16 protein-coding genes are annotated in these 18,823 nt (G+C 65.4%); 11 read left to right on the forward strand and 5 right to left on the reverse strand.

Annotation, left to right across the window (positions count from 1 at the left end; all coding sequences use genetic code 11):
- Positions 1-129: 129 nt before the first annotated feature.
- Complete coding sequence (locus AB7G19_RS09465; protein WP_085405123.1) at positions 130-789, forward strand: hypothetical protein; 660 nt, start codon at positions 130-132, stop codon at positions 787-789.
- A gap of 376 nt (positions 790-1,165) precedes the next feature.
- On the opposite strand, the gene AB7G19_RS09470 is transcribed toward AB7G19_RS09465, so the two are convergent.
- Positions 1,166-2,830 (reverse strand): aminotransferase class III-fold pyridoxal phosphate-dependent enzyme, encoded by a 1,665-nt coding sequence (locus AB7G19_RS09470; RefSeq protein ID WP_085405122.1) that lies wholly within the window; start codon positions 2,828-2,830, stop codon positions 1,166-1,168.
- A gap of 35 nt (positions 2,831-2,865) precedes the next feature.
- On the opposite strand from AB7G19_RS09470, the gene asd reads away from it, so the two are divergent.
- Positions 2,866-3,729 (forward strand): archaetidylserine decarboxylase, encoded by an 864-nt coding sequence (asd, locus tag AB7G19_RS09475; protein WP_028153179.1) that lies wholly within the window; start codon positions 2,866-2,868, stop codon positions 3,727-3,729.
- 67 nt (positions 3,730-3,796) lie between these two features.
- Positions 3,797-4,360, forward strand: a complete 564-nt coding sequence (locus AB7G19_RS09480) for an NUDIX hydrolase (protein WP_085405121.1) — start codon at positions 3,797-3,799, stop codon at positions 4,358-4,360.
- A 301-nt stretch (positions 4,361-4,661) separates the two neighbouring features.
- On the opposite strand, the gene AB7G19_RS09485 is transcribed toward AB7G19_RS09480, so the two are convergent.
- Together AB7G19_RS09485 and AB7G19_RS09490 are read right to left on the reverse strand one after the other, a co-directional pair.
- Positions 4,662-6,125 (reverse strand): FecR domain-containing protein, encoded by a 1,464-nt coding sequence (locus AB7G19_RS09485; protein WP_167767975.1) that lies wholly within the window; start codon positions 6,123-6,125, stop codon positions 4,662-4,664.
- 314 nt (positions 6,126-6,439) lie between these two features.
- The gene (locus AB7G19_RS09490; RefSeq protein WP_085399258.1) at positions 6,440-7,216 is read right to left on the reverse strand and encodes a DUF2147 domain-containing protein; all 777 of its coding nucleotides are present in this window, start codon (positions 7,214-7,216) and stop codon (positions 6,440-6,442) included.
- 190 nt (positions 7,217-7,406) lie between these two features.
- Between AB7G19_RS09490 and AB7G19_RS09495 the strand changes: the two genes are divergently transcribed.
- The 4 genes from AB7G19_RS09495 (at position 7,407) to AB7G19_RS09510 (ending at position 10,885) form a co-directional block, all read left to right on the forward strand.
- On the forward strand, positions 7,407-8,267 hold the full coding sequence (locus AB7G19_RS09495; RefSeq protein WP_085399259.1) for a DUF2147 domain-containing protein: 861 nt from the start codon (positions 7,407-7,409) through the stop codon (positions 8,265-8,267).
- 149 nt (positions 8,268-8,416) lie between these two features.
- Positions 8,417-8,749: a hypothetical protein gene (locus AB7G19_RS09500; RefSeq protein WP_085399260.1), complete on the forward strand. Its 333-nt coding sequence runs from the start codon at positions 8,417-8,419 to the stop codon at positions 8,747-8,749.
- A 341-nt stretch (positions 8,750-9,090) separates the two neighbouring features.
- A complete protein-coding gene (locus tag AB7G19_RS09505) occupies positions 9,091-10,296 on the forward strand; it encodes an extensin-like domain-containing protein (protein ID WP_135214108.1) in 1,206 nt (401 codons plus the stop codon).
- A gap of 1 nt (position 10,297) precedes the next feature.
- Positions 10,298-10,885: a histidine phosphatase family protein gene (locus AB7G19_RS09510; RefSeq protein WP_085399262.1), complete on the forward strand. Its 588-nt coding sequence runs from the start codon at positions 10,298-10,300 to the stop codon at positions 10,883-10,885.
- 18 nt (positions 10,886-10,903) lie between these two features.
- Here the strand turns inward: AB7G19_RS09510 and AB7G19_RS09515 are convergent, their stop codons facing one another.
- Positions 10,904-11,245 carry a DUF6665 family protein gene (locus AB7G19_RS09515; RefSeq protein ID WP_085399263.1) on the reverse strand — a complete coding sequence of 114 codons (342 nt, stop codon included), beginning with the start codon at positions 11,243-11,245 and terminating at the stop codon, positions 10,904-10,906.
- 54 nt (positions 11,246-11,299) lie between these two features.
- Positions 11,300-11,935, reverse strand: coding sequence for a TetR/AcrR family transcriptional regulator (locus tag AB7G19_RS09520; RefSeq protein ID WP_085399264.1), 636 nt, complete (start codon positions 11,933-11,935; stop codon positions 11,300-11,302).
- Positions 11,936-12,135: 200 nt separating this feature from the next.
- Here AB7G19_RS09520 and AB7G19_RS09525 point away from each other — a divergent pair, with 200 nt between their 5' ends.
- The 4 genes from AB7G19_RS09525 to AB7G19_RS09540 all read left to right on the forward strand — a co-directional run bounded on the left by AB7G19_RS09525 (position 12,136) and on the right by AB7G19_RS09540 (position 18,819).
- Positions 12,136-13,446: an HlyD family secretion protein gene (locus AB7G19_RS09525; protein ID WP_085399265.1), complete on the forward strand. Its 1,311-nt coding sequence runs from the start codon at positions 12,136-12,138 to the stop codon at positions 13,444-13,446.
- A 29-nt stretch (positions 13,447-13,475) separates the two neighbouring features.
- Positions 13,476-15,059: a DHA2 family efflux MFS transporter permease subunit gene (locus AB7G19_RS09530; protein WP_085399266.1), complete on the forward strand. Its 1,584-nt coding sequence runs from the start codon at positions 13,476-13,478 to the stop codon at positions 15,057-15,059.
- A gap of 496 nt (positions 15,060-15,555) precedes the next feature.
- Positions 15,556-17,355 (forward strand): ABC transporter ATP-binding protein, encoded by a 1,800-nt coding sequence (locus tag AB7G19_RS09535; protein WP_085399267.1) that lies wholly within the window; start codon positions 15,556-15,558, stop codon positions 17,353-17,355.
- A 57-nt stretch (positions 17,356-17,412) separates the two neighbouring features.
- Positions 17,413-18,819 carry an MATE family efflux transporter gene (locus AB7G19_RS09540; protein WP_085399268.1) on the forward strand — a complete coding sequence of 469 codons (1,407 nt, stop codon included), beginning with the start codon at positions 17,413-17,415 and terminating at the stop codon, positions 18,817-18,819.
- Positions 18,820-18,823 lie beyond the last annotated feature (4 nt).

Consider the following 18,823-nt stretch of genomic DNA (forward strand, 5'->3'; position numbering starts at 1 on the left):
AAGCCGCCGCTCACGCGTTCGCGTGCGTCATCGCGCCGCTGCACATCGTCACATGACAAAATGATGATGTCACACGGCCTACATCGAATCCCTGTAAATCCTGAACCCGAAAGCATTTTGGGGGAGAGCATGATCAAGAATTATCTCGAGCAGCTGCGGATCCAGCGCTGGGACGACCATCGCTACTATCACCACAGCCGCATCAATCAGAGCCTGCACTTCGTCAGCGCGCTGAGCTTTCTCTTCGCCTATGTCTGGCTGTTCGTCGATCCCATGATCTCGGCGCTGGTCGGCTGGCTGGTGTCGATGACCTCGCGCCAGGCCGGTCACTTCTTCTTCGAGCCGCACGATTACGACCACATCAACCAGGCGACGCACGAGTACAAGGAGGACATCAAGGTCGGCTACAACCTTCAGCGCAAGGTGGTGCTGATGGCGATCTGGGCGCTGTCGCCGCTGGTGCTGGTTGTCGATCCGACGCTGTTCGGCCTGTTCACGCCCTGGGCGAGCGCGACCGATTTCATGCGGCAGGTCGCCAAGATCTGGCTCGTGATCGGCGGCGGTGGTCTGTTGTTCCGCACCGTCCACCTGTTCTTCATCCGCGACATCGAGACCGGCTTGGTCTGGATGACCAAGATCCTGACCGATCCCTTCCACGACCTGATGCTCTATCGTAGCGCGCCGCTCGCTTTGATGCGCGGCGAGCTGATGGATCCCGGCCTGCACCTCAACCCCGAGCACACGCTGGGCCTCATCTCCGAGCCCACGCTCGAAGAGCAGCACGCCTGAGCGCGCTGTTCTCACACAACACTCCGATGTCTGATGGTTGCGTCATGCCCGGCCTCGTGCCGGGCATCCACGTCTTGGGGATACCTTTAAAGTGACTCAGCGGAGCCCAGCGCTCTCTTCACCTCACCCCGCTTGCGGGGAGAGGTCGGATTTGCGCGTAGCGCAAAGCCGGGTGAGGGGGGCTCTCCGCGGGGGGACTGCTAGTGGATCGTTGATCAACTCTCACCGCATGCGCGGAGACTCCCCCTCACCCCGACCCTCTCAGCGCGAGCGTAGCTCGTCGCGGCCCCGCATCCGCCTTCGCCAAGGCTTCGGCGGACAAGGGCGGGGCGAGGGAGAAGGGAGGGCGGTGCTCGGGGTTAAGAGTGGGAAAGCCTCAGCGCCCAAAACGCTTGGCCAGCATCTCTTTCAAAATCTGCCGCTTGATATTCTTGTTGGTGAGCACGCCGTCGTGCCACCAGAAGCCGTCGGCCTTCATCTTCTCGGCCGCGCGGACGAAGCGCTCGGCGACCTCGGTGAAATCGGCGTCGGTGTAGTTCAGGCTGAAGATCAGCCGTCCGGTGCCGACCCAGCTCAGCGACAGGCCTTCGGCGCGCAGGTAATATTGCAGCATCCAGTTGTAGCGGGACGGGGTGGTGTACTTCACCGTCCAGATCGACGAGAAGTTGGCGAACCGCACCGGCAGGTTGGCATCGGTCATCATCTGGTTGAGCTTTTGCGCACGGCCGTTCCAGGTCGTGTCCAGGCCGTCGTAGATGGCACGGAAGTTCGGGCTGGCAAGCCGGCTCAAGAACTCGTCCATCGCCGTCATGACGTAGGGATGCGAGTTGAAGGTGCCGCGGGCGAAGCAGATGTCGGCGGGACGATCGTCGCGGAAGCGGCGCATCAATTCCTTCTTGCCGCAGACGACGCCGACCGGCAGGCCGCCGGCAAGGCTCTTGCCGTAGGTCACCATGTCGGCCTTGACGCCAAAGTACTCCTGGGCGCCGCCGGCGGCGAGACGGAAGCCGACGAAGACCTCGTCGAAGATCAGCGCGATGCCGCGCTCGGTGCAGACTTCGCGCAGCTTCTTCAGCCACTCGGTATACGCCGCGCGGTCAAAGTTTCCGCCGCGGGAGGAATCGACCAGCGAGGAATCGCCGGGCGCGTTGCCGTTCGGATGCAGGCCCTGCAACGGATTGACCAGCACGCAGGCGATGTCCTTGCGCGTGCGCAGCACGTGCAATGTCTTCTCGGACATCTCGGCGAGGGTGTAGGTCTCGTGCGCGGGAATCGGATTGCCGACGCCGGGCTGTACGTCGCCCCACCAGCCGTGATAGGCGCCGGCGAAACGAACGAGATGCGTGCGCTTGGTGTGGTAGCGCGCAAGCCGCACCGCCTGCATGACGGCCTCGGTGCCGGACATGTGGAACGAGACTTCGTCGAGGCCCGAGATCTGGCAGAGCCGCTGCACATTCTCGAGGATGACGGGATGGTAGGGGCCGAGCACGGGGCCGAGTGCATGCGCGCGCTTCTCCGAGCCCTCGATGCACTCCTTGTAGAAGTCGTTGCCGAAGATGTTGACGCCGTAGGACCCGGTGAGGTCGTAAGAGGTGTTGCCGTCGACATCCGTGACGGTGACGCCGCTGGACGATTCCATGAAGGTCGAGGTGCCCAGATGCTCGCGGACGAGGCGCGAGAACTGGAACGGCACGCGGTAGGTTTCGGTGAAGTGCAGGTCGGAGATCTTTTCCGCCGCTTCCTTCGTCATCGCGCGGCCCCTGGGGTAGCGCTCGGCGTAGAGGCCGGCGAGGCGGAAGAAGGCGTCCTTGCGCTGCTTCACCACGTTATCAGGCGCGCCGTCGCAGCCGAAATACTGATCGCCCTCGAACTCGTAGAACGGGAGCAGCTTGGCCACCCGGCGCGACATCTTGGAGTGCCCGGCGAGCGACCGGTGCTTGGCGCGGGAGAGTGCGATGCGCGCCTTGAGCTTCGGGAAGGCGGCGGCAGCGGACGCTGCGGCGGCCACGGAAAATGAGAGAATCGGGAGTGTCGTTTCCATGACAACAAGCGCTAATACTGCGAGCTGACAGATTCATGACAGTCAAAGCCCTCATCGCCTCTTTCACCCAGCAGGAAGACCTCAACTTCCTGTTGACCAACCGCATCCCCCGCGCGGCCCTGACCCGCTTCATGGGCCGGTTCTCCAAGATCGAGAATCCCCTGGTCCGGGACTTCTCGATCGCGCTGTGGAAGCTGTTTTCCGACCTCGATCTGTCGGAGGCGCGCAAGACCCACTTCAAGAGCCTGCACGACTGCTTCACCCGGGAGCTCAAGCCGGGGCTGCGGCCCTTCGATCCAGACCCTTCCATTGTCGCCAGCCCCTCGGACGGCATCGTTGGCGCCCATGGCCGGATCGCCGACACCGAGCTGTTCCAGGTCAAGGGTGCGCCCTATTCGCTGCTCGACCTGCTCGGTGACTCAGCGCTCGTGGATCAGCACCGCAACGGAAGCTTCGTCACGCTGCGGTTGACCTCGAGCATGTATCACCGCTTCCATGCGCCCTATGATGCGCATATCGAACGCGTCACGCTGATCCATGGCGACGTCTGGAACGTCAATCCGATCGCGCTGAAGCGGGTCGAGCGCCTGTTCTGCAAGAACGAGCGCGCGGTGATCCGCACGCATTTGTCGACCGGCGAAGCCGTGACGCTGGTGCCGGTCGCCGCGATCCTGGTCGCGAGCATCCGCCTGCACTTCCTCGACATGGTGCTGAACGCGCAGACTCGCGGCCCGGTCAATTTCCCCTGCGACGTCAACGTGACCAAGGGCGAGGAGCTCGGCTGGTTCGAGCACGGCTCCACCATCATCATCCTGGCGCCCGGTGATTTCAACTTCTGCGACGGCATCGGCGAGGGCACCCGCATTCGCGCAGGTCAAGCGCTGTTGAAGAAGAACTAGCCTTCAATCCGCCGCGTCGGCAGCCTATATCGTCGGCGGGCCGATTGGATCGACACGGAATCTTGTGATGGCGCGGGCGCCGGTGATGGCGGCGGGTGGTATTGTGCTGCGGCGTGGCGCGCCGCCGCTGGTTGCGGTCGTGCGCCAGCGCAAGCGCAACGAATGGGTTTTGCCCAAGGGCAAGCTCGACGACGGCGAGACGCCGAAGGAAGCCGCGCACCGCGAGGTGCTGGAAGAGACCGGCCACGATGTGGCCATCCACGAATTCCTCGGCACGCTCGTCTACCAGTCGGGAGGGCGCTCCAAGGTCGTGCATTTCTGGCGCATGGAGGCCGAGGGCGGTCCCGTTCGCAAGCTGATGAACGACATCAAGGCGGTCGACTGGCTGACGCTGGAGGATGCGCTCGCGCGCCTGTCGCGCGAATATGAGCGCGCGTTCCTGGTGCAGGTCGGTCCGATCGCGCTCGCGGCGGCCGGGCTGGCGTCTACGCCGGTGCCCGAGCCGGCGCCAGCAACCGACGACATCGATGCAGCTTTGCAAACCCTGACACCCGCTGAAGTCGCCTCAGTCGACGAGCTGCGTCATGGCCTGTTGCAGAAGGTGAAGGCCTGGTTGCGCGGCGAAGCGTGAGTTGTCTTTACGCTGCTTTGCTCGCGAGTTTGGAAACATCCGCGAGCTAGCAAGTTTGTGGGAGCCTTAGTTCCCTCCAAGTCGTCATTGCGAGCGCAGCGAAGCAATCCAGAGTCTCTCCGCGGAAAGATTCTGGATTGCTTCGCTTCGCTCGCAATGACGGAGGAGAGGGCCGCGCACTCGACGTCGACCCTCATGGTGAGGAGCGCGCGTCGCGCGTCTCGAACCATGCGGCCCGACTGTGGCCTCGCCCTTCGAGATGCTTGCTTCGCAAGCTCCTCAGGGTGAGGGGAGGCACCGTTCACCGCCGCTCTTTCTTCTCCTTCGGAGCGGGCGCCGGTCTGCGCGGTGCTGCGGGACGTTGCGCGGCGGGGAGGCGCTGCTGGAATCCGCCCTGGCGCTGGATGCCGCCTGGCTGCTGAGCCGCAGGCGGCTGGCCCGGCTGCAATCCGGTGCGCGGCGTTTGCGGCTGCGGCGCCGTGCCCGGCTGTGACGGCACGACTCCGCCGGGCTGCGCCGGGGTCTGTCCGTTTCGCTGTGGCTGCGTCTGCAACGCGCCGCCGGGCTGCGTGCCTTGTCCAGTACGCGGCGCACCTGCCGGCTGTCCCGCACCTTGCTGCTGACCTGGTTGCTGCTGGCCCTGCTGCTGCTGGCCTCGCTGCTGCTGACCCTGGCCCGCGCGCGGCGTACCCGGTTGCACGGCGCCGCCTTGTCCTTGCCGCTGCGGCGACTGCGCGCCCTGGCGGCCCGGCGTGCCCGGCTGCTGCTGGCCCGGACGGTTGTTCTGGCCGGGCTGGCCGTTCGGCCGCTGCGGCTGCTGACCGGGTGCTGTCGCCGGCCGCAATTGCTGCTGCTGCGGTGGCTGGGTCGGCCGCGGAATGCGGCTGATTGCGGTCGGATTGGCACGGCGGAAGTCGCGCTGCTCGGTGACGATCTGCCGGCCCGTGGTCTGCGCCAGATGCACCTGGCTGACGAAGCCGCGGTCGCGCGTGATCTGCTGCGGAGCGATCGTGATCGGCACGGCGGCAAAGCGCATGCCGCCTGTGCCTCCGGCGCCCGGGCGGATCGCAAAACCGCTTGCGGCCTGCGTCAAGGCGCCGAGTCGCGTGCCGCTGGTGCGATCGTTGACCTCGATGTGGCCGACCCGGCCGTCGGCGTCGGGATAGAGCTTGATGTTGACGTTATTCGCAGCACTGGCCGCCGCGCCTTCGGGAACGTCGACGACGCCGGTGGTGCCGCGGATGCCGAGCGTTGCGGTCGGCGTCGCGATCTTCATGTCGCCGGTCTTCGCCACGGCTGCTGCAACGAAGGCAACGGTGCCCTTGCCGATGTCGAAGATCGCCGAATTTTGCTTGCCGCCGTCCTCATAGACGTAATTGTCGATGGTGATCTTCGCGCTGGCGGAGAGGTTGAACGTGGTGGCGTCGTTGAAGGTGATGCCGAGCGAGGAGTTCGACGAGGTCTGCACGACGTCGTTGAGATAGATGTCGTCGCGCACGCGCAGCGGATACGAGTTCCTGTCGCGGACCACGGTCGCGATCCCCGTCACGGTCGCGACGTTGCCGATGGGCTCGACGGCGGCGGGTTGCGCGTCCGTGGCGGGCGCAGGTGAAGCCGACGGCGTCGGGGAGGGGGCGGGCGTTGGCTGCGCCTGGGGCTGGGCCTGCGCAAGCTCGATTGCATCGGATGCGAGCGCCACGCTCGCGCCGGCCAGCGGCAACGCCAGCAACGGAAGCGCAAAGACGAAGCGGCGCCAAGCCACCATTGATGTCACGAGGAAGTCCCGGTGAGAACGCGAGGCGAGATCGGCCGATATCAGCTGGGGTTAGCTGAATGGTGGATGAACATGTGTCGCATGGACGGGGCGAACGTTCAAACGACCTGCGATACGAGCGAATGAGCTCGGCCCTCTCTACTGCGTCATGGCCGGGCTTGTCCTGGCCATCCACGTCTTAACGCGCGTTACCGGGAACGTGGATGCCCGGGCCTTCGCCTCGCCGAAGCGGCTTCGGCCGCGCAGGCGGGACAAGCCCGGGCATGACGATCATTGTGCACCTGTCGAGGATGACATCGTTGATGTCAGCTGACGCGCTTCCAGGTCTGGCCGCCGCAGAACATGCCGCCGAAGGCGCAGCCCTGCACGCGCATCGCATTCGGGCCCTTCATCGCGATCGTGGAGTCGTAGTTGCGGCCGGAGTCGGGATCGTGGATGCGGCCGCTCCACTTCGCGCCGTCGGGCTTCATGTTGATCAGGATGCGCTCGTTGGACTTCATGGCGTAACCGCAGAGATTGGCGCCGCAATGTTCGACGCGGACATTGCCCTTGTTCTCTTCGGTCGCCCAGACGCCGATCGGCGTATTGGCGGCCGACGCCGGCGCGGCGGCCACCGGAGCCGGAGCGGGCGCAATCGCGACCGGTGCAGGCGCGGCAACGGGAGCCGCGGCGGGCGCGGTCTGCGCGGTGTTGTCGTAGCCGGCGGCCGGAGCGGCGGCAACAGTCGGAGCCGCGGGGGTGGCGACAGCAGGCGCGGCCGCCTGCACCGGCACCTGTTGCACGGGCTGCTGCTGCACCGGAGCCGGCGCCGGCTGTGCGGTCGTCGTGGACGGAGCTGGCGTGGTGTCGTCGTCGTCGTCCTTGGAGCCGCCGAGGCCCTTGAGATTGATGTTGTTCAGCTTGATCGGCTTGTCCGACAGGCCCGGCGCAACGATCGTCACGCAGTCGAGCGAGGCGCAGTTGCGCGGCGTCTCGATGCGGATGTGCTGGCCTTCGATCTGGAACGCAATCGAGTTGCCGGCATGCGCGGCGGCGGTCGAAGCGAGGAAGAGCGCGGTGGCGGCGATGGTGAGCTTGTTCATGGCAACCTCTGAAAATTGTGCCGGTCTGAACTGGTGTCGCTGGTGGATGAAGCGTGGTTCGACCCTACGCCGGGCCTGTCCCGACTTCTGTGATGGACGTCACAACGATCCGTGCCGGCTGGGTGAGGCAGCGCACATTCAGCGGCGGGTCGTCCTGCGTAACCTCGTGGCGACACAGAGGGAGGCACCGATGAAGCGGCTTGCGACATCGCTTGGCACATTGATCGCTTTGGTGGCGATGGCGTCTTCAGCGCATGCCGGTGCCTACACCTTCTCGATCGGCGGCCACCGGTTTCATGTCGAGGCGCCGCGGAATTGCCGGTCTGCTTCCTGTGTGTCGGTTTCATCCAATCGCAGCCTCCGGCGGACGATCGATGCCGATACGACACCTGCTCCGCTGCCCGTAGTCGCGCCGTCGCAACCGGCTTGTCCGGCAGCTCCGGTCAGGCCGGCGCCAGCGGCCGTCGTCGTGGCACCACCCGCGCCGCCCGCCCCCGTCATGGCCGCGGCCACATCGCAGCCCGTTGTCTTGCCGCCGCCAAGACTCGAGGCGCCGAGCCCCAATCCGCCGAGAGTTGAGCTGCCGCGCATGGATCCGCCGAAGACGGTCATGCTCGATCCGCCGCGCATGGAGGTGACGGCCGTCGCTCCGAGGCCCGACGAGACTTCATCGATCGCCCAGCGCAGCGATGACGAGCCGGCTTATTCGCCGCTCGGCGAATGGGAGAGCCCAGGCGCGAAGGGCACGGTTCGCGTCGAACGCTGCGGCGCCGCGCTGTGCGGCTATGCGCTGACCGAAGCCTCGAGCCGGGGCGAAAGCGTGCTCGTCAACATGAAGCCGAAAACGCACGATTCCTGGACCGGCAGCATCTACAGCCGTTCCAGCGGCAGCACCTATTATGGGACGATGACGCTGACGGCTTCCGGCAGGCTTCGCGTCGAAGCCTGCGCGCTCGGCCGCTTCTGGTGCTCCGGCAACGACTGGACGCGCGTCGAGGAGCGGCAGCAGAAGGTGATCACGACATCACAGCAGTGGGGGGCAAGGTCGTAGTCTTTCGCGGGCAGGCGTGCTGCTTACCCTCTCCCGCAAGGGGAGAAGGAAAAGAAAGATCCCCTGTCCAATTTGTAATCGTCCCGCACCGAACCTGCATCTCGCTTGCACGCGACCGATGGCTGACGACGCATGCAAGGAGAGCCACCATGAAACGTCTCGGCCTCATCGCCGCGCTGCTGATCGGCAGCGCGGTCCCGGCCCACGCCGACACCGACATCTGGAACAACAGGCTGAAGCAGCAGCGCGGCGACGATGCGCTGCATGTCGACAGCGCGTTCTGCGACGCGCAACTCGGCGCGCCGCAGAACGGCACGGCGACTTCGGCGCAATACAAGCGCTGCATGCGGACGCGGGGCTGGCGCTTCAGTCATACGGTTCGCGAGAAGGACGACGGCTATCCCGATCCTGATAATCCCGGTCTCGTCTGCCACGACTTCAAGATTGGCGGCGTCACGGGATCGTCCTGTTCGAATTTCTGAGCACGGCAATAGGCCCGGCGGCCGGATGATCCGGCGCCGCCGGGCAAGCCCGTGATGCGGTCGGTGATGTCTCTAGATCATGCCGAGCACGATGGCGCCGACAAAGGCCATGGCGAGGCACGCGGTGATAACGCTCAGTCTCCCGGCGAACGTCATAAGGTCGCTCCCGCTGCTGTCCCCCGTGCGAGCGCATCATGGTTAACAGAGAGTCTCTCTCCGAAAAAGTCAGCCTTGCTTCCGCTGCTGCCTGGCGGCGTACGCGCGTGCGTGCCGGTATGGTTAAAGAACACTGAAATCAACACGTTGAAGAGTCTTTAAGTAAATTCACCGAACGTGCGTGCATGACGCGCGGAGTTCGTTTGTATCTCGTCGGCTCCATCGTCCTTGTTTCGCTTGCGGGTTGCGGACGCGGCTTTTTCCAGGCCGAACGCGAACCGTGGCGGGCCGAGGCCGAAGCCGCATGCCTGAAATCGGGCGCGGTGAAAGAGGGGCCGGATCTCGTCCGCATCGAGCCGATCTCGGGCCCCGGCATGTGCGGCGCCGAGTTCCCGTTGAAGGTCGCCGCCATCGGCGAAGCCTCGGGCAGCTATGGCTTTGCCGACGAGGAACTGCGTCCGCCGGGGAGTGTCGGCGGCCAGCCGCGATGGCCGGTGACGCAGCCGCGATCGAACCCTCCGCAGAGCCAGAACTATCCGTCATCCTCCTATCCGCAGCGGTCGAACTATCCCGAGAGCGCGGTGCGCCAGCCCTCCGGCTACGGCAACGCGCCCGGCCCGATGTCGCTGAACGCGCCCGGCGTGGCCCAGCAAGAGGACGAAATCGACCTGCCGCCCGAAGGCACCGACGCCGCGGGCGCCGCACGCTACATGAATGCGCCGAGCTATCCGGCGCGGCCGGCGCCGTACTCGCAGGCGCCCGCGCAGCAACCTTTGCCGCGTCTTGGTCCGGCGCAGGGCAATCCCGTCATCGCCGTCGGCCCCGTCGCGATCAAGCCGACCGCGACGCTCGCCTGTCCGATCGTGTCCGAGCTCGATCGCTGGCTCGCCGACACCGTGCAGCCATCGGCGATGCGCTGGTTCGGCGCCCGCGTCGTCGAGATCAAGCAGATCTCCGCCTATTCCTGCCGCGGCATGAACGGCAACTCGCACGCCCACATTTCCGAGCACGCCTTCGGCAACGCGCTCGACATCGCCGCCTTCGTGCTCGCCGACGGCCGCCGCGTCACCGTGAAGGACGGCTGGCGCGGCATGCCGGAAGAGCAGGGGTTTTTGCGCGACGTGCAGTCGGGCGCGTGCGCGCATTTCACCACGGTGCTGGCGCCGGGCTCGAACGTCTATCACTACGATCATATCCACGTGGATCTGATGCGCCGCGCCAGCCGCCGCCTGATCTGCCAGCCCGCCGCCGTCTCGGGCGACGAGGTCGCCGGCCGCGCCCAGCAGCGCAACCCTTACGCCGGTCGGCGTGATCCCTATGTCACGGGCTCGCTCGGAACGCGCAAGAGCGCGACGCGCAAGCAGGAAGAGGACGAGTACGCCGACGAGTAAGATGCCCGCCGATATCGTCCGCTATCTCACCCATCCGCAGGTGCAAATAGATCCCACGGTGCCCGTGCCGCAATGGGGCCTGAGTTCGGTCGGTCGCGCGCGCACTGAGACCGCGGCGAATGCGGGCTGGCTCGCGAGCACCACGCAGATCGTCTCGAGCGCCGAGCGCAAGGCGATCGAGACCGCGGAGATCATCGCGGGCCGCCTCGGACTCATGATCGAGATCCGCGAGGCCATGCATGAGAACGACCGTTCAGCGACCGGCTTCCTGAAACCGGCCGAGTTCGAGGAGGTCGCCGACCAGTTTTTCGCGCAGCCACATCTCAACGTCCGCGGCTGGGAGCGCGCCGTCGATGCGCAGGCGCGCATCGTGCGCGAGACCGAGGCGGTGCTATCCCGCAATCGCCCGGGCGACGTTCTCTTCGTTGGCCACGGTGCCGTCGGCACGCTGCTGTTCTGTCACCAAGCCGGTCATGCCATCGATCGCGTTCACGATCAGGCGGCCGGCGGCGGCAATTGCTTCGCATTCACCCGGGAGGGGCGCCGCGTCCTGCATGGGTGGCGCAAGATGGAAGAGATCGGGGCCTAGTCCCTGGGTGCCGGACAGTCACTTCGAGGCCGGCTTCGACGGTGCGGGGACCAGCCCCATGCACCGCTGCACCTCGCCCGGAACGTTGTAGGTCCGCATGATATGGCGGCTGTCGCGCAAGCCGGTCGCCTCCCGTTGCACCACGAGCATCCAGAGCGCCTGGCCGGCTTCCATCACCAGCTTGCGCCGCGCCGCTTGCATTGAGGCCGGCACTTCCGAGCGCGCGTGAGCGGCGTCGAATTCGCGCAGGCGCGCAAGACTCTGTTCGAGTGCACTGCCCATCCGTCCAAGCGCTGAGGCCTGTTCCTGGACGATCTCGTAATGGAGGATATCGACAGGCGGGCGAAGATCACGGGACATGGCGCTTAATATAATGCCGCGGCAGCGGGCTGCGCAACGAGTGGCACGCCGCTGCTACTTCGCGCGGTACGCCGCCAGAAACATCCGCGTCGCGCTGTCGACGACCTCGGTCATGCGCTCTTCCGACGGCGCAGGCGCGGCCTGGAAAACGAACGGCAGGAAGAGCGAGGCCTTGCACAGCTCCATGAACTGTGACGCTGCCAGATCGCAATCGTCGATCTTGAGGTCGCCGGAGGCGACATGGATTTTGAGATATTCGGAGAGCCGGTTGATGGTCTTGTCCAGCACGCGCAGATAATAGCGGCGGCCCACGTCAGGCATGCGCTCGGCGATCGCCATCACGGTGCGGATCGCCGAACCGCCGCCGGGCCGGCACAGCAGATGGATATAGGCCTGGCCAAAATCCTTCAGCGTGGTCTCGGCGTCGCGCGCGGGATCGAAATTGAAAACGACCTGGCCGTGCTGGAGCGCCTCCTGCTCGAGGATGGCTTCGAACAGCGCGCATTTGTCGGCGAAGTAGACGTAGAGCGTGCCCTTGGAGACCTGCGCCGCGCGCGCGATCTCGCCCATGCTGGCGCCGTCGAAACCGAGATCCATGAACACCTTGCGGGCTCCGTCCAGGATCTGGCGGCGCTTGGAGCTGTCCTCCTCTTGGACGACGTGGAGATGTTCGCGGCCGGCTACAACCATTGGTTCAGCGTCTCGGAAGGTTTCTGGATCGGGCCCGACCCATGAAACCCAAATAAAGGATTCGGGCCAGTAGGGTCCTGCCCGGGAATATTATCTATGTTGACCGAACCGTTCGGTCAATGATATTTGGAATGGGCGAAAGGGAACCGGCCGCAGGAGGGCCGTCCCTGGTCGCCGCTTTTTTTGTTGGGGAGGCCTTTATGGCCGTATCGAGAGACCAGGCTGCGCGCGTCCTTCGCCAGGAAGCGGTGGAGACGACGCCGGGGCATGCCGGCAGTGAAGCTGCGACCGAGAAATCCGTCGCCCTTGCCGAGCAGTTGCGCTCTCATGTGGCCGAGGAAACCAAGCGCCGCACCAATGAGGCGCCGGAGACGCCCGTGACCGACAAGCCGGCTGCACCCGCTGCCGCCGACGCGCCGAAGCCCGGCAAGCGCAAATTCGTCCTGATGGGTGTTGGCCTCGTGCTGGCGCTCGCGGCCGCGAGCTATGCCGGCTACTACACGCTGGTCGGCCGCTTCTACGTCTCCACCGACGACGCCTATGTCCGCGCCAACAACACCATGCTGGGCGCGCGCGTTGCCGGCCACATCTCTTCGATCCTCGCCGGCGACAACACGACCGTGCGCGCCGGCGACGTCGTCTTCCGCATCGATGACGGCGACTACAAGATCGCGGTCGATGCCGCCGCGACCAGGATCGCGACCCAGCAGGCCACCATCGATCGCATCGGCCGCCAGATTGCAGCGCTCGACAGCCAGGTTGCACAGGCCAAGGCGCAGCTCGTCTCGGCCGAGGCGGGCCTCAAGCGCGCCGATCTCGATTATGAGCGCCAGCAGGCGCTGAGCAGCAAGGGCTTTGCTTCGCGCGCCACGTTCGAAAGCTCGGAAGCCGGACGCGACCAGGGCGCCGCCGCGGTCAAGGCCGCCCAGGCCGCCTACGACGTCGCGGTCAGCAATGTCCACGTCACCAAGGCGCAGCAGGCCGAAGCGCAGGCGCAGCTCGCCGAGCTCAAGACCTCGCTCGCCAAGGCCGAGCGCGATCTCGCCTTCACCGCGGTGCGCGCGCCGGTCGACGGCACGTTCTCGAACCGCCTGGTCAGCGCCGGCGACTTCGTCGCGGTCGGCCAGCGTCTCGGCAACATCGTGCCGCTCGACGACGTCTATATCGACGCCAATTTCAAGGAAACCCAGCTCAAGCGCATCCGTCCCGGCCAGCCGGTGACGATCAAGGTCGATGCCTACGGCATGCGCAAGTTCTCCGGAATCGTCGACAGCATCGCAGCGGGCTCCGGCTCGGTGTTCACGCTGCTGCCGCCCGACAACGCCACCGGCAACTTCACCAAGATCGTGCAGCGCGTGCCGGTCCGCATCCGCGTGCCGAAGTCGGTGGCGAAGCAGAACCTGCTCCGCGCCGGCATGTCGGTCTATGCGACCGTCGATACCAACAAGGGCGCCGCCGACGCCGACAGCGAGATCGATCTCGACGATCCCACCGCGATCCACCCGCAGTAGCCACAAATCGAGCGCTGCGAGGTCAGACCATGGCCAACGCCACCACCGCCTCACCCGCCATGATGGCGAACCCCGACTCGGAGCGCATCGCGCCGAAGCGGCTGTTCGCCTTCATCATCATGGTGTTCGGGATGTTCATGTCGATCCTGGACATCCAGATCGTCTCGGCGTCCCTCAGTGAAATCCAGGCAGGCCTGTCGGCAAGCTCCAGCGAGGTCGCCTGGGTCCAGACCGCCTATCTGATCGCCGAGGTGATCGCGATCCCGCTGTCGGGCTTTTTGTCGCGCGCTTTCGGCACGCGGCTGCTGTTCGCGATCTCGGCCGCGGGCTTCACCGCCTCGAGCCTGCTCTGCGGCTTCGCCACCACGATCGAGGAGATGATCCTCTGGCGTGCCCTTCAGGGCTTTTTGGGCGCCGGCATGATCCCGACCGTGTTCGCCTCGGCCTATACTGTATTCCCGCGCTCCAAATTCCACATCGTCGGTCCCATCATCGGGCTTGTTGCGACCCTGGCTCCCACGATCGGCCCGACGGTCGGCGGCTACATCACCGATCTGATGTCGTGGAACTGGCTGTTCTTCATCAACGTCGTGCCCGGCATCGGCATTACGCTGGGCGTGCTGGCGCTGGTCGATTTCGACGAGCCGCATTTCGAGCTGCTCGACCGCTTCGACTGGTGGGGCCTGCTCTTCATGGCCGGCTTCCTCGGCACGCTGGAATATGTGCTGGAGGAAGGTCCGCAACATGAGTGGATGCAGGACACGTCCGTCGCGATCTGCGCCTGGATCTGCGCGGTCTCGGCGATCGCCTTCTTCTGGCGCGTGTTCACCGCGGCCGAGCCGATCGTCAATTTGCGCACCTTCTCCAACCGCAATTTCGCGGTCGGCTGCGTCCTGCAGTTCTGCATCGGTATCGGGCTCTACGGCCTGACCTACATCTATCCGCGCTACCTCGCCGAAGTGCGCGGCTACAGCGCGCTGATGATCGGCGAGACCATGTTCGTCTCGGGCATCACCATGTTCCTGGTCGCGCCGCTGGTTGGCCGTCTCATGGTGAAGGTCGACATGCGCTACATGATCGCGTTCGGCCTCATCGTGTTCGCGATCGGCTCCTACCAGATGACCTGGATCACGCGCGACTACGATTTCTACGAGCTGCTGGTGCCGCAGATCCTGCGCGGCATCGGCATGATGTTCGCGATGGTGCCGACCAACAACATCGCGCTCGGAACGCTGGCGCCCGACAGGGTGAAGAACGCCTCCGGCCTGTTCAACCTGATGCGCAATCTCGGCGGCGCGGTCGGCCTTGCCGTCATCAACACCGTGCTCAACAACCGCACCGATTTGCACATCACCCGCCTTCAGGAGCGGGTGACCTGGGGCAATGCGACCGCGACCGAAACCCTGACCATGTTCATGCAGAAATTCCAGGGGCTCGGCGATTCCACGCTGATGGCGATGAAGCAGCTCAGCCAGATCGTGCACCGCCAGGCCGTGGTGATGAGCTTTGGCGACGCCTTCTTCGCGCTGACGCTGTTCTATCTCGGCCTCAGCCTGCTGGTCACGCTGCTGAGCAAACCGGCCTCGATGACCGGTGGCGGCGACGCGCATTAGGCAAGCGGCTTACGAGGTGTCATCGCCCGCGGAGGCGGGCGATCCAGTACTCCGCAGCGGAAGTTGTGTGAGCTAACTATCGCCGCGGAGTACTGGATGCCCCGGTCAAGCCGGGGCATGACAGCGGAGATTGAGGCGGCGGCGATGCCGGACCAAGGCGCCACGCACCAAATTGCAACACTCGTCCGTGAATTCGCGGGGGCCCCGTTGCAAACCGGAAACGATACATCTATAAAGCGCACCTCATTCAATCGAGCCAGGGAGAGATTTGCATGATTTCGTCGCACTCGCAGATCGTACGCCCGCGTTCGATGTTCTGGTTCGGTATGTCGGCGGCCTGTTAGAGGCCTCTTCCGCCAGATTCGATCGGGTCACGAGTCCCGATCTCTCCACTTCCCAAGTCAAAATCAGTTGTGAGTGACGCCGGTCAGCCCTCCGTGGCGGACTTGCGTCCGTCGATGGAGCCGGCCTGCGCCGAAAGCGGCCGGATAATGTCATGACCTCTCTGTCAAAAAGGCCCGCGGCCATACGCGTGGTGCTGCCCTTCGTATTCCGGCACTGGCTGAAGCAGCCCGGACGCGGCCTGATCGTGGCCGGCGGCCTGCTGGGCGCAACCATCGCCGACCTGTTCATGCCGGTATTCTCCGGACATCTGGTCGATGCGCTGACGCGCGGCTCGTCCGATCCCGACGCGCGCCGCGCGGCGCTGGTTGCGTTCGGCGCCATCGTGGCGCTCGGAGCGGCGTCCGTGGTGCTGAGGTTGATCGGTCTCCAGGCGATCGTCCCGTTCACGCTCAAGATCATGTCGGATGTCGCCCAGGAGGCCTTCACGCGCGTGCAGCGCTTCTCGACCGACTGGCACGCCAACTCCTTTGCCGGCTCCACGGTGCGCAAGGTCACCCGCGGCATGTGGGCGCTCGACCTGCTCAACGACACCATCCTGATGGCGTTGGCGCCGTCTCTGCTGGTGTTGATCGGCTCCATGGTCCTGATCGGCCTGCACTGGACGTCGCTCGGCGCGGTGATCGCGGTGGGCGCGCTTTTCTACGTCGCCATCACCGTGCTGTTCTCGACGCGCTACATCGCGCCGGCCGCGCGCGTCTCCAACGCCTGGGACACCAAGGTCGGCGGTACGCTGGCGGACGCGCTGACCTGCAACGCCGTAGTGAAATCCTTCGGCGCCGAAGCGCGCGAGGATACGCGGCTCGCCCGCGTCATCAACCGCTGGCGCGTGCGCGTGCGGCGGACCTGGTTTCGCTACAACTACACGGCCATGGCGCAGCTCTCGCTGCTGCTATGCCTGCGTGCGTCCGTGATCGGCGGCGCGGTGCTGCTGTGGATGTCCGGGCACGCGTCGCCCGGTGACGTCACCTATGTGCTGACGAGCTACTACGTCATCCACGCCTATCTGCGCGACGTCGGCATGCACATCAACAACCTCCAGCGCTCGGTCAACGACATGGACGAATTGGTGGCGATCCATGGCGAGCCGATCGGGATTGCCGATGCGGCCAGTGCGCGACCGATCGCGATCGAGGCCGGCGAGATCGTATTCGACGACGTCACGTTCCACTATGGCGGCCATCGCGCGCCACTGTATGACGGACTGTCGGTCACGATCCGCGCCGGCGAGCGCGTCGGCCTGGTCGGCCGCTCCGGCTCCGGCAAGACGACCTTCGTCAAGCTGGTGCAGCGGCTGTACGACGTCTCCGGTGGTCGCGTGCTGATCGACGGGCAGGACATCGCGCTCGCTACGCAGCAATCGCTGCGCAGCCAGATCGCGATCGTGCAGCAGGAGCCGATCCTGTTCCACCGCACGCTTGCGGAGAACATCGCCTATGGCCGGCCCGGTGCCAGCCTGGAGGCGATCGAGCACGCGGCGCGGCTGGCGAACGCGCACGACTTCATCCTGCGCCTGCCGAAGGGCTACGGCACGTTGGTTGGCGAGCGTGGCGTGAAGCTGTCGGGCGGCGAGCGGCAGCGCGTGGCGCTGGCGCGCGCCTTCCTGGCGGATGCGCCGGTGCTGATCCTGGACGAGGCGACCTCGAGCCTCGATTCGGAATCGGAGGCGCTGATCCAGCAGGCGATGGAGCGGCTGATGAAGGGCCGGACCTCGATCGTGATCGCGCACCGGCTGTCGACGGTGCGCAGCCTCGATCGGATCCTGGTGTTCGACCGCGGCGAGATCGTCGAGCAAGGCACCCATGCCATGCTCGCGAGCAAGCCCGGCGGCATCTATCGCGGTCTGTTCGAGCGCCAGGTGGTGGAGCTCGGGCGCATCGCGGCGGCGGAATGAGAGGCGCGCGGCAGCGGGACGAAAGTCCCGCGGTCACGCCGTTAAGGATGGAATGAGATGAAGGACCTGACGCGCGGCTCCATCGTGAGCCACATCCTGAGCATGGCGCCTCCGATCGTGGTCGGCATGATCACGATCATGATCTGTCAGCTCGTCGATCTGTATTTCGTCTCGGGTCTGGGCGAGGCGGCGATCGCCGGCGTCGCGGCGGCCGGTAATGCGGGCTTTCTGGTCAACGCGCTGATGCAGGTGCTCGGCGTCGGCACGGTTGCGCTGATGGCGCACGCCGTGGGGCGGAAGGACCGCGACGACGCCAATCTGGTCTTCAACCAGTCGGTCGTCCTGTCGGTGCTGTTCGGGATCCTGACATTGGTCGCGGGCCTCGCGCTGTCGCGCCCCTACATGCGCGCGGTTGCAGCCGACGAAGCTACGGTCGAAGCCGGTACCGTTTATCTGCTCTGGTTTATGCCGGCGCTGGCGCTGCAATTCGCCACGCAAGTGATGGCTTCCGCATTGCGGGCGACCGGCATCGTGCGGCCGAGCATGCTGGTGCAGGCGCTGGCCGTGGTCATCAACATCGCGCTGGCGCCGGTCCTGATCACGGGCTGGGGCACCGGACATGCGCTCGGTGTCGCCGGTGCCGGCCTTGCCAGCTCGATCGCCGTCTTCGTCGGCGTGCTGATGCTGTTCGGCTATTTCCTCAAGCTGGAGCGCTACGTCGCGTTTCACCCCGAGCAGTGGCGGCCGCAGCTGCGGCAGTGGAAGAGAATCCTCAATGTCGGCCTGCCCGCAGGCGGGGAATTTGCGATGATCTTCATCATCATGGCCGTGGGCTATTACGTGCTGAGCATTTTTGGCCCGGCGGCGCAGGCGGGGTTTGGCATCGGGACGCGTCTCCTCGGGCTGATCCAGATGCCGGCGCTCGCCATCGCCCTCGCTGCAGGGCCCATCGCCGGCCAGAATTTCGGCGCCGGCAATGGAGCACGTGTGCGGGAGACCTTTGTCAAGGCGTCGCTTATCGCGACCGCCGTGATGATTGTCTTCATGATACTCGCGCAGTTCGCGCCCGGTCTGTTGCTTGCCGGCTTCTCCAGGGATCAGGAGACGATGGCGGTTGCGTCGCTGTTTCTGCGCCTCGTCTCGCTCAACATGGTGGCGCAGGGGCTGATCTTTACTTGCTCCAGCATGTTTCAGGGGCTTGGCAACACCAAGCCGGTGTTGTGGACCTCGGCGACGCGGGTTCTCACCTATTCCCTGCCGTCGATCTGGCTCTCGACGTGGCCGGGCTTCCGGATGGAGCATGTCTGGTATTTGTCGATCGCGACGACCACGCTACAGGCCGCCCTGAGCGTGTGGCTGTTGCTCCGGGAGTTCAGAAAGCGCCTTGCGCTGCCGGCACAGGAGAAGGTCGCGAAGCCGGCAAATCCCGAGCCGGTTGTGCCTCCAATGCGCGAGCCCGCGTAGCAGA

The organism is Bradyrhizobium sp. 215_C5_N1_1, from assembly GCF_052075935.1.
GTDB lineage: Bacteria > Pseudomonadota > Alphaproteobacteria > Rhizobiales > Xanthobacteraceae > Bradyrhizobium > Bradyrhizobium barranii.